Origin of the sequence: Bradyrhizobium sp. Mp19, assembly GCF_029952935.1 — a bacterium.
GTDB classification, from domain to species: Bacteria; Pseudomonadota; Alphaproteobacteria; order Rhizobiales; family Xanthobacteraceae; genus Bradyrhizobium; species Bradyrhizobium elkanii.
Genome location: NZ_JASAUT010000060.1, coordinates 1 through 14,942 on the forward strand (window position 1 = coordinate 1; position 14,942 = coordinate 14,942).

Consider the following 14,942-nt stretch of genomic DNA (forward strand, 5'->3'; position numbering starts at 1 on the left):
AAGCTGCTCACGGTCCTCAATGCCATGATGCGAGACCGAAAGCCGTACCTACAGACCAAACCGACATAACAGTTGCCTGCTTTCGCAGGGACGACACCTTTCGGGAGGCAACAACGTCTCACATTTCCACCGATTGCACCACAATCTCGCTGTCGTCCCTGCGGAAGCAGGGATCCATAACCGCAGGGAGCGGTTTGGGGCACGGTGGTTGAACGGAAGATAAGATGGATGGTGTTGATCAGATTCCGAAGCAGGTCCTGAACCAAGATCGCACTCAACAACATTGGCCGGTGGTTATGGGTCCCTGCTTTCGCAGGGACGACACCTATTGTGTGGCCGAGACCGTGGTATCTAACTCACACCTCTTCCGCCACCACCATGTAGTTCACATCCATGTCGGTCGACACGGTCCATTTGTCGGCGAGCGGGTTGTAGACCACGCCGGCCTGTTCGGTGACGGTGAGGTTGACATCGCCGAGGTAGCGCTCGAGCTCGGCGGGGGTGACGAACTTGCTCCACTCATGGGTGCCGCGCGGCAGCCAGCGCAGCACGTATTCGGCGCCGACAATGATCAGCGCAAAACTCTTCCAATTGCGGTTGATCGTCGACGCCACCATCAGCCCGCCGGGCTTGAGCATCGCCGTACAACGCTTGATGAAGGCGCCGACGTCGACGACGTGCTCGACCACCTCCATCGCCAGCACGATGTCGAAGCGCTCCCGCACGTCCATCTCCTCCACCGTGGTGCAGCGGTAGTCGATCGACAGATGGCCCTTGTCGGCGTGCAGCTTCGCGGCGGCGATGTTGGTGGCGGAGGGATCGATCCCGATCACCTGGGCCCCTAACCGCGTGAACGGCTCGCACAGCAGGCCGGCGCCGCAGCCGATGTCGAGCAGGCGCAGGCCGGACAGGCAGCTGAGGCTCTTGGCGTTGCGCTCGAACTTACGGCAGGCGGCGTCGCGGATATAGGTCAGGCGCAGCGGGTTGATCTTGTGCAGCGGCGCCATCTTGCCGCGCGGATCCCACCATTCATCGGACAGCTTCGAGAATTTCGCGACCTCGGCCGGATCGACCGAGCTGGCGGAGGCATTGGCGGAGGAACCGGCGGAGGAACTGGAAAGCGTTGATTGCGTGGCCATGATTGCGCGCGCCCCTATCGCGCGGTGATCGAATTGCGGAACGACAGCGGCGCGGCGATGGTCCTGATGGTCTCGATGCCCTCGCCGACGCCGCGGATGGTGACGTCGCCATAATTGAGCAGGCGTCCCATGATGCTCTGGTTGACGTCGACGCTCTCGACCTTGTCGAGGCTCATCTCGAAGGTGCGCCGCTTGATGAAGCCGCTCTTGTGCACCACGCGGAAATTGGTGACGTCGGTTTCGGTGGTCCAGCGGTGGAACCAGGCCGCGGCGGTCCAGTACAGCGCCGCGACCGCGACCACGGCGGCGGCCGCCAGGCAGGCCATCACGAGGCCGTCGACCGTCGTCATCCGCGACAGGATGAAGAGCGCCAGCACCACGATCCAGGCCCCGATCGCCGGCAAATAGAACATCCAGTGCGCATTGGTGGAATACAGCACCTTCTCGCCAGGCTGCAGGATCTCGTCGATATAACGTCCCATCCAATCCGCCTTCGAGTTGTCCCGTGTTACCCGTGCGCCACAACCCGCCCGCAACCGGTCAAAACACCCCCAAAAGACACTCGAGGGCCCCCTACCTACCGGCTTGCCCCCGGGCGCGGCGCTATGTATACGCGCGTTTCGGTCCCCGCGCTTGCGGTTTTCGGCGTGGGTTAACCTACTTATCCTCTTAAAGGAATAGACGCGTCGTCATGGGCCGCCTCGTGATGAAATTCGGCGGTACGTCCGTCGCCAATATCGATCGTATCCGCAACGTCGCGCAGCATGTGAAGCGCGAGGTCGACGCGGGCCACGAGGTCGCCGTCGTCGTCTCCGCGATGTCCGGCAAGACCAATGAGCTGGTGGCCTGGTGCACCGATGCCTCGCCGATGCACGACGCGCGCGAATATGACGCGGTGGTCGCCTCCGGCGAACAGGTCACCTCGGGCCTGCTCGCGATCGTGCTGCAGGGCATCGGCATCCAGGCGCGCTCCTGGCAGGGCTGGCAGATCCCGATCAAGACCTCGGAGGCGCACGCTTCGGCGCGCATCCTCGATATCGACGGCACCGAGATCATCACCCGCTTCAAGGAGCGCAAGGAAGTCGCCGTGATCGCAGGCTTCCAGGGCATCAATCCCGACACCGGCCGCATCACCACGCTCGGCCGCGGCGGCTCGGACACCTCGGCGGTGGCGATCGCGGCCGCGCTGCGCGCCGACCGCTGCGACATCTACACCGACGTCGACGGCGTCTACACCACCGATCCCCGCGTGGTGCCGAAGGCGCGCCGGCTCGACAAGATCGCCTTCGAGGACATGCTGGAACTGGCCTCGCAGGGCGCCAAGGTGCTGCAGGTTCGCTCGGTGGAACTCGGCATGGTGCACAACATGCCGATCTTCGTGCGCTCCAGCTTCGACAAGCCAGAGGATATCGACCCGCACGCCAACCAGCCGCCGGGCACGCTGATCTGCAGCGAGGAGGAAATCATGGAAATGCACGTCGTCACCGGCATCGCCTTCTCCAAGGACGAAGCCCAGATTTCCGTGCGCCAGATCGAGGACAAGCCCGGCATCGCCGCCGCGATCTTCGGGCCGCTCGCGGACGCCAGTATCAATGTCGACATGATCGTGCAGAACGTGTCCGAGGACGGCAAGACCACCGACCTCACCTTCACCGTTCCGGCCAGCGACTATAACCGCGCCAAGGACACGATTACCGCCGCCAAGGCCAAGATCGGCTACGCAAGGCTCGATACCGCGACCGACGTCGCCAAGGTCTCGGTGATCGGCAGCGGCATGCGCAGCCATGCCGGCGTCGCGGCGAAGGCGTTCAAGGCGCTGGCCGACCGCAACATCAACATCCGCGCCATCACCACCTCCGAGATCAAGTTCTCGGTCCTGATCGACGCCGCCTACACCGAACTCGCGGTCCGCACGCTGCACACGCTGTACGGCCTGGACCAGGCGTAGGCGCGACCGGCAGGGGCGGGGCTCGCTCCGCTGTCATTCCGGGGCGATGCGACAGCATCGAACCCCAATTCGCAATTGCGAATTGTGGAATCTCGAGGTTCCGGGTTCGCCGCTTCGCGGCGCCCCGGAACGACGAGACCGAGCATTGGCCGTGCTCCCCAGCCCCGCCCGGAGTTAGAATTTCTCTTAGCGGGCGCAGCATTGGGCTGACGCAGACGTTATTTGCTACTGGCAGGCGTTTTGCTTGGCAAAGCAAGCCTCGATTGGCTATACGGCCAGTCAGGTAGGCTGTCGCAAACTGTGGCACAGTTTCGGTGATCGCGAATCGGCGGGAACTGGCGAGCGGCGACACCGAATGACTAAAATTGTTGTTTTTGACGAGTTTTACGCCAGCGGCCGGCCGCACCGGTGCGCCGGCTTCGTGGGGAGGGACTGAAACACATGCGGAGCGCGTCGGGAGGCCCCCGCATCCTGTTGAGACGGCTTCGCGAGACCATGGCGGAGCAAGTCTCCGCCCAGGAACGGCTCGACAAGATCGTGGTGCTGATCGCGGCCAACATGGTGGCCGAGGTCTGCTCCTGCTACGTGCTGCGCATCGACAACACCCTCGAGCTCTATGCCACCGAAGGTCTGAACCGCGACGCCGTCCACCGCACCGTGATGAGCGCGCATGAAGGCCTGGTCGGCCTCGTCGCCAGCGAGGCGACGCCGCTCAATCTGTCCGACGCGCAAAGCCATCCGGCCTTCGCCTACCGCCCGGAGACCGGCGAAGAGGCCTACCACTCGTTCCTCGGCGTGCCGATCCTGCGCGCCGGCAACACGCTCGGCGTGCTCGTGGTGCAGAACCGCGCCAAGCGCACCTATGTCGAGGAAGAGGTCGAGGCGCTGCAGACCACCGCCATGGTGCTGGCGGAGATGATCGCCTCCGGTGAGCTTGCCGCGCTGGCGCAGCCCGGCGCCGAGCCCGCCGCGCGGCATTCGCTGCACAAGACCGGCGCGGTGCTCTCCGACGGCATCGCGCTCGGCCATGTCGTGCTGCACGAGCCGCGCGTCGTCATCACCAACTACATCGCCGAGGATCTGCCGAAGGAGATCAAGCGGCTCGACACCGCGCTCGCCAATTTGCGCGCCGATCTCGACCGCATGCTGGAGCGCGGCGACGTCGCCGACGGCGGCGAGCACCGCGAGGTACTGGAAGCCTACCGCATGTTCGCCAACGACCAGGGCTGGTCGCACAAGCTGCATGAGGCGGTCGCCACCGGCCTCACCGCGGAAGCCGCCGTCGAGCGCGTGCAGTCCGACACCCGCGCGCGCATGCTGCGCTCGACCGATCCCTATCTGCGCGACCGCCTGCACGACCTCGAGGATCTCGGCCATCGCCTGATGCGGCAGCTGGTCGGCCAGGACCATGCGCCCTCGCGCGAGCAATTGCCCGACAACGCCATTCTGATCGCCCGCGCGATGGGCCCCGCGGCGCTGCTCGACTATGACCGCAAGCGGCTGCGCGGCCTGGTGCTGGAGGAAGGCACCGCGAATTCCCACGTCTCGATCGTGGCGCGCGCGCTCGGCATTCCCGCGGTCGGCGAGGTGCCGAACGCGCCCGGCATCGCCGATCCGGGCGACGCCATCATCGTCGACGGCATTTCCGGCGAGATCTATGTCCGCCCCTCGACCGAGATCGAATCCGCCTATGCCGAGCGCGTCCGGTTCCGGGCGCGGCGGCAGGCGCAATATTCGGCGCTGCGCGACAAGGCCTGCGTGACCAAGGACGGCCAGCCGATCGAGCTTTTGATCAATGCCGGCCTGACCATCGACCTGCCGCATATCGACGACACCGGCAGCGCCGGCATCGGCCTGTTCCGCACCGAATTGCAGTTCATGGTGAGCCCGAACCTGCCGCGCTCGAGCGACCAGCTCGCGCTGTACCGCACCGTGCTCGACGCCGCGGGCTCTAAGCCCGTCACCTTCCGCACGCTCGACATCGGCGGCGACAAGGCGCTGCCCTATATGGAGACCGTGATCGAGGAAAATCCCGCGCTCGGCTGGCGCGCGATCCGGCTCGGCCTCGACCGTCCCGGCCTGCTGCGCGGCCAGATCCGCGCGCTGCTGCGTGCCGGCGGCGGCCGCGCGCTGAAGATCATGTTCCCGATGATCTCCGACATCGCCGAGTTCGACCAGGCCAAGGCGATCGTCGAGCGCGAGCTGACCTATCTGCGCCAGCACGGCCATTCGCTGCCCGAGCGGATCGATATCGGCACCATGGTCGAGGTGCCGGCGCTGCTCTACCAGCTCGACGAGCTGCTGAAGAAGGTCGACTTCGTCTCGGTCGGCTCCAACGACCTGTTCCAGTTCCTGTTTGCGGTCGACCGCGGCAATGCCAAGGTCTCCGAACGTTTCGACATTTTGTCGGCGCCGATCCTGCGCGCGCTGCGCGACATCGTGCGCAAGGCCAAGGCGGCGAAGAAGGCCGCCTCGCTGTGCGGCGAGATGGCGTCGAAGCCGATCGGCGCGCTGGCGCTGATCGCGATCGGCTACCGTTCGCTTTCATTGTCGGCAACTGCGCACGGCCCGGTCAAGGCGCTGATCCTCGACCTCGACGCCAAGAAGGCCGAGGCGATGATCAATCCGCTGCTGGACGCGCCGGTCGGCAGCGTCTCGATCCGCGCGGCGCTGACGAAGTTTGCGGAAACCGAGGGGCTGGCCTTGTAGCGACGCTGCCGTCGCCGCTGCCGCCCTTCCGTACCTTCCGCAATTCGAGATACCGCCATGCTACCCGAAGCCAAACTCGACGTCCTGCTCGCCCATCATGCCTCGCTCGAGGCCGAGCTGCTCGGCGAGGTCAAGTCCGAGCGCTATGTTGCGATCACGCGCGAGCTCGCCGAGCTCAATCCGCTGATCGACGCGGTGAAGGCCTATCGTTCCGCGCGTAGCGAACTCGCCGATACCGAGGCGATGCTGGCGGATGCCGGGACCGACGCCGAAATGCGCAGCATGGCGGAGGCCGAGCTGGAAACGCTGCAGGCGCGGCTCGGCGAGCTCGAGCAGCAGATCCGGATCGCGCTGTTGCCGAAGGACGCAATGGACGACCGCAACGTGATGCTGGAAATCCGCGCCGGCACCGGCGGCGACGAGGCCTCGCTGTTCGCCGGCGACCTGTTCCGGATGTATGAGCGCTTCGCATCCTTGCAGGGCTGGAAGGTCGAGGTGATTTCGGCGAGCGAAGGCACCGTCGGCGGCTACAAGGAAATCATCGCCGAGGTGCAGGGCCGCGGCGCGTTCGCGAAGCTGAAATTCGAATCCGGCGTGCACCGCGTCCAGCGCGTGCCCGACACCGAGACGCAGGGCCGCATCCACACCTCGGCCGCCACGGTCGCCGTGCTGCCCGAGGTCGAGGACGTCGACGTCGATATCAAGGACACGGACTTGAGGATCGAGACCATGCGCGCGGGCGGCGCCGGCGGCCAGCACGTCAACAAGACCGAATCGGCGATCCGCATCACCCATCTGCCGACCGGGATCGTCGTGATGATGCAGGACAGCCGCTCGCAGCACAAGAACCGGGCGTCGGCGATGAACATCCTGCGCTCGCGCATCTACGATGCCGAGCGCCAGCGCGTCGAGGCGGCGCGCTCCGCCGACCGCAAGGAGAAGGTCGGCTCCGGCGACCGCTCGGAGCGCATCCGCACCTATAATTTCCCGCAAGGGCGAGTCACCGACCACCGCATCAACCTGACGCTCTACAAGCTGCCGCAGGTGATCGCGGGCGAAGCGCTCGGCGAATTGATCGACGCGCTGACGACCGAGCACCAGGCGGCACAGCTCGCCGCGCAGGGCGCCGCGGCCTGACGCGCGCCGCCGCTTGCGCCGGCGGATGCGTCACTCACGGCTCGCCGGAAGACGGCGAAGACTTCAGCAAGCGGCGCAGCGCCGGGCTCGCGACGCGGCGGAGCTCCTCGATGTTCTTCTTCGAAACGGACTGGAGCTTCTGCTCGCCCTTTGCCGTCAGCCTGAGCTGAACCCGCCGCGCGTCGTCGGGATCGGCAAGGCGGCTGACCAGCCCGAGCTTTGCCATGCGGTTCATCAGCTCGACGGCGGAGTGATGCCGGATCAGCAGAAACCGCGCGATGTCGCCGACGGTCGGCGGACCGGGGTCGACGAAACCCTTGATGCCGAGCAGCGCCTGATGCTGTCGCGGCGTCATTCCGGCCTTCCGGGCCCCCTCCTCGCTGAATGCGAGAAACCTCCGCAACTCGTAGCGAAACTGCGCCAGCGCCCGGTAGTCCACCGTCGCGGATACCGTCTTGCGTTTCGTTGCTCCGGCTGGCGCTCGTCGTTGCTTTGGTTGCGGCATTCGATCGTCCTGCTGCTGGCTCGCTCCGCCGGACGGCAGACGCCGCGCAACGCTATCAAGCCCGCGCCGGACGCACCATACTACCGGCCGTCCTTCCACCCATGTTTTCAACGGTTTGACGATCGAACGGCGGGGCCGGTAAAGGTCAGGGCTGCGGCCAGCGATCGTAGGTCGAGCTCAATATCTTCAGCAGCACGATCTGGAAGGCGACCGGAATCCGCGGGCTCCTGCGGCGAATGGATTTCTCCAGCGCCTCGGTGATCTCGCTCTTGGTGAGATGCCCGGCCGAAGCGCGCGCGACCAGATCGCCCCAGACCTCCGACAACGACTTGCCGGTGTGATGCGGAGACGGGATCGTTATTCCGCGCGTCTCGGCCCAATCGATGATCTCGCGCATGGTTTGCCGTCCGCAATTTCGCGCGGTCGCGAGATGGCGCGCGGTGAGCAGGCGCAGCAGATCGTCCGGCGGCGTCCAGCCCATCTTCGGCGGCACGTCGTCGAGCAGCTCGACCGCCAGCTCCTTCAGGACGTTGATCGCGCGGATGCTCAGGCTGCCCGATTGCTCGGCGCCACCGTGTTCGGTCACGGCGTGACCGTGCTCGGTCACGGCGTGCTCTCCGGCATTTCCGGTGCGACTTGAAGGCTCCTGGATCATCGCTCCCTCACTTACAGGACCCGCACCCGGTCGGTAAACCCTCGATACATCGTAGAACGATATTATTTCTATCGTATGCCGATATGATTCGACGAAAGGTGACATTGACTAAATATGCCGGTGAGGAATTGTAGCTGTGACAGGCTGCTCGATTGCAGCCGGCGCATCGTGCCGCCGATCGATCCGATCCGGCGACGAGTGAATATGCGCGGCAACAATCAATATAATTGGAGGATACTGAGCGATGAGCACCAAGGATTTTCGGCCGGGCAGCGCCCTGAACGTTTCGCGCCGCACTTTGCTGCAAGCCGGCGCGGGCCTGATCGGCGGCACCGTGCTGCCGGCCTCGATCGCGTCGCGGGCATTCGCCGAGGACCATCCGGCGATCGGAACCTATCCCGCGGGCACGTCGGGCTCTTCGGCATTCATCGGCATCTCGGTGCCGCGCACCGGCACCTACGCGGTGCAAGGCGAGGATGAGCTCAAGGGCTACCAGCTCGCGATCGAGCACATCAACAGCGGCCACGAGCTGATCAAGAAGATCTCGCCGAAGACCAGCAAGGGCGTGCTCGGCAAGGAGCTGAAGTTCGGCGTCGCCGATTCCGCGGCGAAGCCGAACGAGGCCGTGCAGGCGCAGCAGCGCTTCATCTCCGAGAACAAGGCGGTGATGATCACCGGCGGCACGTCGAGCGCGGTCGCGGTGGCGCTCAACAAGCTGGCGCAGCGCGAGAAGGTGATCTTCGTCTGCGGCATTTCCGGCTCCAACGACACCACCGGCAAGGATTGCGTGCGCTACGGCTTCCGCCAGAACTTCTTCGGCCAGACCGCCGCGGCGGCGATCGCGCCGGTGCTGATCAAGCAGTTCGGCAAGAGCAAGAAGGCCGCCTACCTCACGCCCGACTACACCTACGGCCACACCGTCACCAAGTCGATGCAGGACTACCTCGCCCAGGCGGGCTGGACCACCGTCACCAACCAGGTCTCGCCGCTCGGCGCGCCGGACTATTCGTCCTATCTGCTCAACGTCGCGAATTCCGGCGCCGACGTGCTGATCAACGTCAACTGGGGTCACGATGCCGTGCTGTCGACGCAGCAGGCCAAGCAGTTCGGCGTGCTCGACAAGATGAAGCTCGTGGTGCCCTACCAGGTGCCGTTCATCGCCCGCGAGACCGGCGGCCTGATGCAGGGCGTCTACGCCGCGACCGATTATTGGTGGACCATCGAGGACAAGTATCCGCTGGCCAAGATGTTCAACGAGGCCTTCGAGAAGAAGTACGGCTACAAGCCGGAATGGGGCGCGGAGAACGCCTATGTCAGCTTCGCGCACTGGGCCCGCATGGTCGAGGATGCCGGCAGCTTCTATCCGCCCGACGTCATCAAGGCCTATGAGAAGGGCGAGACGCTGCCTTCGCTGGTCGGCGACGTGCATTACCGCCCCGAGGATCACCAGTGCGTCCGCCCCGTCGTCATCGTCCGCGGCAAGATGGAAAAGGAGATGAAGAACAAGGAGGACTATTACGAGGTGATCGAGATCGTCCCCGGCGACGGCTTGATGCAGAAGCCGGATGCGTTCGGCTGCCATCTCGGCGACTACACCTGATTAACGTGGGAAGACTCGGCGCCGTGGGCGGGGCGACCCGACCCGCGGCGCCGCTTTTCTCGGAACGCATCCTCCACTGACCGGGCCAGATAAACGGCTGAGTGAACGCGCGCCATGATCAACTGGCCAAATTTCATCTCGCAACTTTTCAACGGGCTGGCGCTCGGCGCGCTGCTCGCGCTGATCAGCTCCGGACTGACGATCATCTACGGCACGCTCGGGGTGCTCAACCTCGCCCACGGCGCCATGTTCATGATCGGCGGCTACGCCGGATATGTGGCCTATTCCTACACCGGCTCGTTCATCCTCGCCGTGATCGCCGGATCGCTGTTCGTGATGCTGCTCGGCGTCGCGATGGAGCGGATCATCATCCGCCACTTCTACCATCGCCCGCATGAGGACCAGCTGCTGGTCACGTTCGGCCTCGGCATCTGCTTCGTCGAGATCGTGCGGCTGATCTTCACCAGCCAGTCGCAGGTGGTGCCGCCGCCGGCGCTGTTGCAGGGCATCACCTCGCTCGGCTTCCTGTTCTACCCGACCTACCGGCTCGCGGTCGTCGGCATCGTCGCGGTCGCGCTCGGCGCGCTGTTCCTGATCCTGTACCGCACCCGGCTCGGCATGATCGTGCGCGCCGGCATCGAGGATTCGGTGATGGTCGATTCGCTCGGCATCAACGTCTACCGCGTCTTCATGATCGTGTTCGGCATCGGCGCGATGGCCGCGGGCTTCGCCGGCATAATCAACGCGCCGGTGGTGTCGCTGACGCCGGGTGTCGGCGACGACATCCTGGTCGAGACCTTCGTGGTGGTGGTGATCGGCGGCGTCGGCTCGTTTCCCGGCGCCATCCTCGGCGGACTGATCGCCGGCGAGATCATCAGCATCACCTCGATGTTCAACCCCGGCTACGCCTACGTCATGCTGTTCGCGGCGATGACGCTCGTGCTGGTGCTCAGACCGCACGGCCTGCTCGGCACGCAGGGCCGCGAATGACGACGGATATTTAGATGCTTAAACAGCGCCCATACCTGATCGAATTCCTGACCGCCGCCGGCCTGATCGTCGCGCCCTTCGTGCTGCCGTGGCTCGGCTTCGCGCCCAACACGGTGAACCGGATCCTGGTCTGGGGCCTGTTCGGCCTCGGCTTCGACATCCTGTTCGGCTTCACCGGCCTGCTGTCGTTCGGCCAGTCGGCCTTTTACGGCACCGGCGGCTTCGTCGCCGCCTATCTGCTGACGCGCGCCGGCTTTCCCTACGTCGTGCTCGCCCTCGTCATCGGCATGATCGCGGCCGCCGCCACCGGCTATCTGATCGGCCTGATCGCACTACGCCGCACCGGCATCTATTTCGCCATGATCACGGTCGCGATCGCCGAGGTGTTCTTCTTCGTCGAGTTCAATCCGCTGTCGGACTTCACCGGCGGCGAGAACGGGCTGCCGGGCGTGCCGACCCCGAGCTTCAATCTCGGCTTCACCACGCTGCACTTCACCACCGGCTGGTCGCTCTACCAGTTCCTGGCACTGTGCTACTTCATCGGCGTCGTGATCGCGCTGCGCATCGTGCGCTCGCCGGTTGGCGCCGTGTTCAGCGCGATCCGCGACAATCCGCTGCGCGCGACCGCGGTCGGCCACAACATCCACGGCTACAAGCTGACCGCCTTCGTGATCGCCGCCGCCTATGCCGGCTTTGCCGGCGGGCTGCTGGGCGTGCTGCAGGCCTTCATGCCGCCCGACGCATTCACCTTCGATACGTCGGGCCAGCTCGTGATGCAGACCGCGATCGGCGGCCGCGGCACGCTGTTCGGGCCGCTGGTCGGCGCTGCGGTCTGGCTGTCGCTGCAGGACTTCCTGCAGGCGGCGCTCGGGCTCGGCGCGGCCTGGAAGCTCGTGCTCGGCATCGTGTTCGTGCTGCTGGTGTGCTTCCTGCGCCGCGGCATCATCGGCGGCCTCGCCGATCTCTACCGCCTCCTGACCGGACAGCGCGGCGCCAAGGAGCCCGAGGAGAGCGCACCCGAGGTCGTCGCCGTGGCAAGCGACCGGCACGCCACAGCGCCCGCGCCGAAGCCGGCGGCGCCTCGCGCCGGCGGCAATCGGTCCGGTCCGATCCTCCAGGCCAAAGGCCTGACCAAGCGCTATGGCGGCCTGCTCGCCAACAGCGACATCGACTTCACCGTCAATCACGGTGAGCTGCGCGGCATCATCGGCCCGAACGGCGCCGGCAAGTCGACCTTCTTCAAGATGCTGACCTGCGAGGTGCATCCGACCTCGGGCACCATCCTGTTCGAGGGCCGCGACATCACCGGCATGAATGTCACCGATGTCTGTCAGCTCGGCCTGACCAAGAGCTACCAGGTCAACCAGCTGTTCGCCGGGCTGACGGTGCGCGAGAATTTGGTGGTCGCGGCGCTGTCGGCGCTTCGCGGCAAGTTCAAGCTCGACCTGTTCCGCAGCATCGACAGCATCCCCGGCCTGTCCGAGCGCGTGCAGCAGACGCTCGAGCTGGTCAATCTCACATCGAGGCCCGATACGCCCGTGTCCGAGCTTGCCTATGGCGAGAAGCGGCGGCTGGAGATCGGGCTGGCGCTGGCGACGTCGCCGAGCCTGTTGCTGCTGGACGAGCCGCTCGCCGGCATGAGCCCGCGCGAGCGCGTCGAGACCGTCAAGCTATTGAAGTCGATCAGCCAGGGCCGCACCATGATCATCATCGATCACGACATGGATGCGCTGTTCGAGCTCGCCGAGCGCGTCACCGTGCTGCAGGAGGGCCGCGTGCTGGTCGAGGGAACGCCGGAAGAGATCAAGAACAATTCGACCGTCCAGGAGGCCTATCTTGGCGGCGTGCATGGAGTGCTCGCCGCATGAGCCTGCTCGAGGTCAACGGACTGAACAGCTATTACGGGGATTCCCACATCCTGTTCGACGTCTCGATGCGCGTCGAGCGCAACGAGGTGGTGGCACTGCTCGGCCGCAACGGCGCCGGCAAGAGCACGACGCTGAAGAGCCTGATGGGCGTCGTCACCCCGCGCCGCGGCTCGGTGATGTTCGACGGCGTCGATATCTCCGGCAGGAAGAGCCACAAGATCGCGCAGGCCGGCATGCAGCTGGTCCATGAGGAGCGCCGCATCTTCGGCAGCCTGAGCGTCGAGGAGAACCTGGTGATCGCGGGCCTGACCGCCTCGCAGCGCTGGCCGCTCGACCGCATCTACGAGATGTTCCCGCGGCTTCGCGAGCGGCGGAGCAATCGCGGCACCGACCTGTCGGGCGGCGAGCAGCAGATGCTGGCGATCGCGCGCGCCTTGGTGCGCGATCCCAAGATCATCCTGCTCGACGAGCCGTTCGAGGGACTGGCGCCGGTGATCGTGCGCGACCTGATGAAGGCGTGCCGCGATCTGGCCGAGGCCGGACAGACCATCGTGCTGGTGGAGCAGAACCTCGCCGCGACGCTGGCGCTGGCGCAGCGCATCTACATCATCAACAACGGGCACATCGTCCACGAAGGTCCCGCGCAGGAGATCAAGGCCCAGCCCGACGTCCTGCAGCGCTATCTGGGGGTTTAACCCGCTAACTCGTGATGAAGCCAGGGAGAATAGATCTCACCGCACGCTCACTGCACCTCTCCCGCTTGCGGGGGTCGAGACGAGCGAAGCTCGCTCTTAGGTCGCTTCGCATCGAAGATGCGACGCGGGTGGGGGCTCTCTCCACAATGCGACTCGCGGAGAGAGCCCCCACCCCAACCCTCCCCCGCAAGCGGGAGAGGGAGCGTACTGCCGCTGGCGCCGCTCTTCCGCGCTGACCGCTTCCAGCTGCAACTCAGTCCGCGAGCGCCGCGATCATGCGTTTGGCGTGATCTGCTAGCACATCCATCTCCGCCTTGACGGTTTGCGCGGGCAGCAGCGCGACGCCGGCCTTCACCGGCATCACATGCATGTGCAGGTGAAACACCACCTGGCCACTGGCGGGCTCGCTGAACTGCTGGATAATGATGCCGTCGGCGGCAAACGCCTTCATCGCCGCGATGGCGATGCGCTTGGCCGACTGCGCCACCGCGGCAAGGTCGTCTTCGGCGATATCGAGGATGCCGCGCGCGGGCGCCTTCGGAATGACGAGCGTGTGACCGGGCGATCGCGGCATGATGTCGAGAAAGGCAAAGGTCCGGTCGGTCTCGTAGACCTTGAAGCTCGGGACCTCGCCGCGCAGGATCCTGGCGAAGATGTTCTGGTCGTCATAGCCCGTCATGGTCGCGCGTTCCGGATCGATGGGTTGAGATTTGACCGTGCGCGCCGGCCGCACGGGGCGCAAGCGATATCGACGCCGCATCGACCATCGGCTAACAACGCGCGATGAGCACATCTGCCGACAATGCCAGCCAGACCGTCGAGAGTATCAGGCGCAGCCTCGCCGCCCGCCTCAAGGCGGCCGGCCGCGACGCCGCCGAACTCGATGCACGACTGCTGGTCGGCGCCGCGCTGGGGCTCGATCTGACCGGCATGGTCACGGGCGCCAAGCGCACGCTGACGAAGGACGAAGCCGATCGCCTCGAGCACCTCGCACGGCGCCGTCTCGCCGGCGAACCGGTGGCGCGCATCCTCGGCATCAAGGAGTTCTGGGGACTGCCGCTGCATCTCTCCACCGCGACGCTGGTGCCACGGCCGGACACCGAGACCGTGGTCGAGCGTGCACTCGAACTGCTGCGCGCCGATGGCGTGGCCGAGCGCGCGTTGCGGATCGCCGATCTCGGCACCGGTTCTGGCGCGATCCTGCTGGCGCTGCTCTCGGAACTGCCGAACGCGCATGGCTTCGCCACCGACATCTCGGCGGAGGCGCTGCAGACCGCGAGGCGCAACGCCGCCGCGCTCGGACTTAGCCAGCGCACGACATGGATCGAGTGCGACTACGGCAGCGGGCTGGCCGGCGTGTTCGAGCTGATCGTGTCCAACCCGCCCTACATCCCCTCGGCCGACATCGCCGGGCTCGACATCGAGGTGCGCGCGCATGATCCGCGCGCGGCGCTCGACGGCGGGGCCGACGGGCTCGACGCCTACCGCGCGCTGATTTCGCAATCCGCGGGTCTTCTGACGTCAGGAGGATTTCTGGTTGTGGAAGTCGGACAGGGTCAGAGCGGCGACGTTGAAGCGCTGATGACGGCATCCGCCTTATCCCCAACGGGGCCGCCAAAAGCCGATCTCGGGGGCATCCCGAGGGCCGTTTCCGCCCGCCGGCTGCCCCGATAAAGTCCTATTGGAACGAAAAAAA

At 65.6% G+C, this 14,942-nt stretch carries 13 protein-coding genes; 8 read left to right on the plus strand and 5 right to left on the minus strand.

The window, feature by feature from the left end; genetic code table 11:
• Window positions 1-356 precede the first annotated feature (356 nt).
• Entirely contained in the window at window positions 357-1,139 is a 783-nt protein-coding gene (gene ubiG / locus QJT82_RS37560) for a bifunctional 2-polyprenyl-6-hydroxyphenol methylase/3-demethylubiquinol 3-O-methyltransferase UbiG (protein WP_028343593.1), read from the minus strand.
• Between the two features lie 14 nt (window positions 1,140-1,153).
• Entirely contained in the window at window positions 1,154-1,621 is a 468-nt protein-coding gene (locus QJT82_RS37565) for a PH domain-containing protein (RefSeq protein ID WP_028343592.1), read from the minus strand.
• A 209-nt stretch (window positions 1,622-1,830) separates the two neighbouring features.
• Here QJT82_RS37565 and QJT82_RS37570 point away from each other — a divergent pair, with 209 nt between their 5' ends.
• From QJT82_RS37570 to prfA, 3 genes are all read left to right on the plus strand, one after another.
• Window positions 1,831-3,087, plus strand: coding sequence for an aspartate kinase (locus tag QJT82_RS37570; protein ID WP_028343591.1), 1,257 nt, complete (start codon window positions 1,831-1,833; stop codon window positions 3,085-3,087).
• Between the two features lie 441 nt (window positions 3,088-3,528).
• A complete protein-coding gene (gene ptsP / locus QJT82_RS37575) occupies window positions 3,529-5,796 on the plus strand; it encodes a phosphoenolpyruvate--protein phosphotransferase (RefSeq protein WP_028343590.1) in 2,268 nt (755 codons plus the stop codon).
• 57 nt (window positions 5,797-5,853) lie between these two features.
• Window positions 5,854-6,933, plus strand: coding sequence for a peptide chain release factor 1 (gene prfA, locus QJT82_RS37580; RefSeq protein WP_028343589.1), 1,080 nt, complete (start codon window positions 5,854-5,856; stop codon window positions 6,931-6,933).
• 34 nt (window positions 6,934-6,967) lie between these two features.
• Here prfA and QJT82_RS37585 read toward each other — a convergent pair whose 3' ends face one another.
• Window positions 6,968-7,438, minus strand: a complete 471-nt coding sequence (locus tag QJT82_RS37585; RefSeq protein ID WP_028343588.1) for a helix-turn-helix domain-containing protein — start codon at window positions 7,436-7,438, stop codon at window positions 6,968-6,970.
• Between the two features lie 145 nt (window positions 7,439-7,583).
• On the minus strand, window positions 7,584-8,045 hold the full coding sequence (locus QJT82_RS37590; protein WP_245288859.1) for a hypothetical protein: 462 nt from the start codon (window positions 8,043-8,045) through the stop codon (window positions 7,584-7,586).
• A gap of 292 nt (window positions 8,046-8,337) precedes the next feature.
• On the opposite strand from QJT82_RS37590, the gene QJT82_RS37595 reads away from it, so the two are divergent.
• The 4 genes from QJT82_RS37595 (at window position 8,338) to QJT82_RS37610 (ending at window position 13,246) form a co-directional block, all read left to right on the plus strand.
• Window positions 8,338-9,693: a substrate-binding protein gene (locus QJT82_RS37595; protein ID WP_028343586.1), complete on the plus strand. Its 1,356-nt coding sequence runs from the start codon at window positions 8,338-8,340 to the stop codon at window positions 9,691-9,693.
• Window positions 9,694-9,807: 114 nt separating this feature from the next.
• On the plus strand, window positions 9,808-10,683 hold the full coding sequence (locus QJT82_RS37600; protein WP_028343585.1) for a branched-chain amino acid ABC transporter permease: 876 nt from the start codon (window positions 9,808-9,810) through the stop codon (window positions 10,681-10,683).
• Between the two features lie 14 nt (window positions 10,684-10,697).
• Window positions 10,698-12,551, plus strand: coding sequence for a branched-chain amino acid ABC transporter ATP-binding protein/permease (locus QJT82_RS37605; protein ID WP_028343584.1), 1,854 nt, complete (start codon window positions 10,698-10,700; stop codon window positions 12,549-12,551).
• Window positions 12,548-13,246: an ABC transporter ATP-binding protein gene (locus QJT82_RS37610; RefSeq protein ID WP_028343583.1), complete on the plus strand. Its 699-nt coding sequence runs from the start codon at window positions 12,548-12,550 to the stop codon at window positions 13,244-13,246. Before QJT82_RS37605 ends, QJT82_RS37610 begins: the two co-directional genes overlap by 4 nt.
• 253 nt (window positions 13,247-13,499) lie before the next feature.
• Here QJT82_RS37610 and QJT82_RS37615 read toward each other — a convergent pair whose 3' ends face one another.
• Entirely contained in the window at window positions 13,500-13,925 is a 426-nt protein-coding gene (locus tag QJT82_RS37615; RefSeq protein ID WP_028343582.1) for an HIT domain-containing protein, read from the minus strand.
• A 104-nt stretch (window positions 13,926-14,029) separates the two neighbouring features.
• Between QJT82_RS37615 and prmC the strand changes: the two genes are divergently transcribed.
• A complete protein-coding gene (gene prmC, locus QJT82_RS37620; protein WP_028343581.1) occupies window positions 14,030-14,920 on the plus strand; it encodes a peptide chain release factor N(5)-glutamine methyltransferase in 891 nt (296 codons plus the stop codon).
• The last annotated feature ends 22 nt before the right edge of the window (window positions 14,921-14,942 follow it).

Coding starts and splice junctions, on each gene's coding strand:
- ubiG (WP_028343593.1), bottom strand. CDS start 1,139: ATGGCCACGCAATCAACGCTTTCCAGTTCCTCCGCCGGTTCCTCCGCC.
- QJT82_RS37605 (WP_028343584.1), top strand. CDS start 10,698: ATGCTTAAACAGCGCCCATACCTGATCGAATTCCTGACCGCCGCCGGC.
- QJT82_RS37585 (WP_028343588.1), bottom strand. CDS start 7,438: ATGCCGCAACCAAAGCAACGACGAGCGCCAGCCGGAGCAACGAAACGC.
- prmC (WP_028343581.1), top strand. CDS start 14,030: ATGAGCACATCTGCCGACAATGCCAGCCAGACCGTCGAGAGTATCAGG.
- QJT82_RS37595 (WP_028343586.1), top strand. CDS start 8,338: ATGAGCACCAAGGATTTTCGGCCGGGCAGCGCCCTGAACGTTTCGCGC.
- prfA (WP_028343589.1), top strand. CDS start 5,854: ATGCTACCCGAAGCCAAACTCGACGTCCTGCTCGCCCATCATGCCTCG.
- ptsP (WP_028343590.1), top strand. CDS start 3,529: ATGCGGAGCGCGTCGGGAGGCCCCCGCATCCTGTTGAGACGGCTTCGC.
- QJT82_RS37600 (WP_028343585.1), top strand. CDS start 9,808: ATGATCAACTGGCCAAATTTCATCTCGCAACTTTTCAACGGGCTGGCG.
- QJT82_RS37570 (WP_028343591.1), top strand. CDS start 1,831: ATGGGCCGCCTCGTGATGAAATTCGGCGGTACGTCCGTCGCCAATATC.
- QJT82_RS37615 (WP_028343582.1), bottom strand. CDS start 13,925: ATGACGGGCTATGACGACCAGAACATCTTCGCCAGGATCCTGCGCGGC.
- QJT82_RS37610 (WP_028343583.1), top strand. CDS start 12,548: ATGAGCCTGCTCGAGGTCAACGGACTGAACAGCTATTACGGGGATTCC.
- QJT82_RS37565 (WP_028343592.1), bottom strand. CDS start 1,621: ATGGGACGTTATATCGACGAGATCCTGCAGCCTGGCGAGAAGGTGCTG.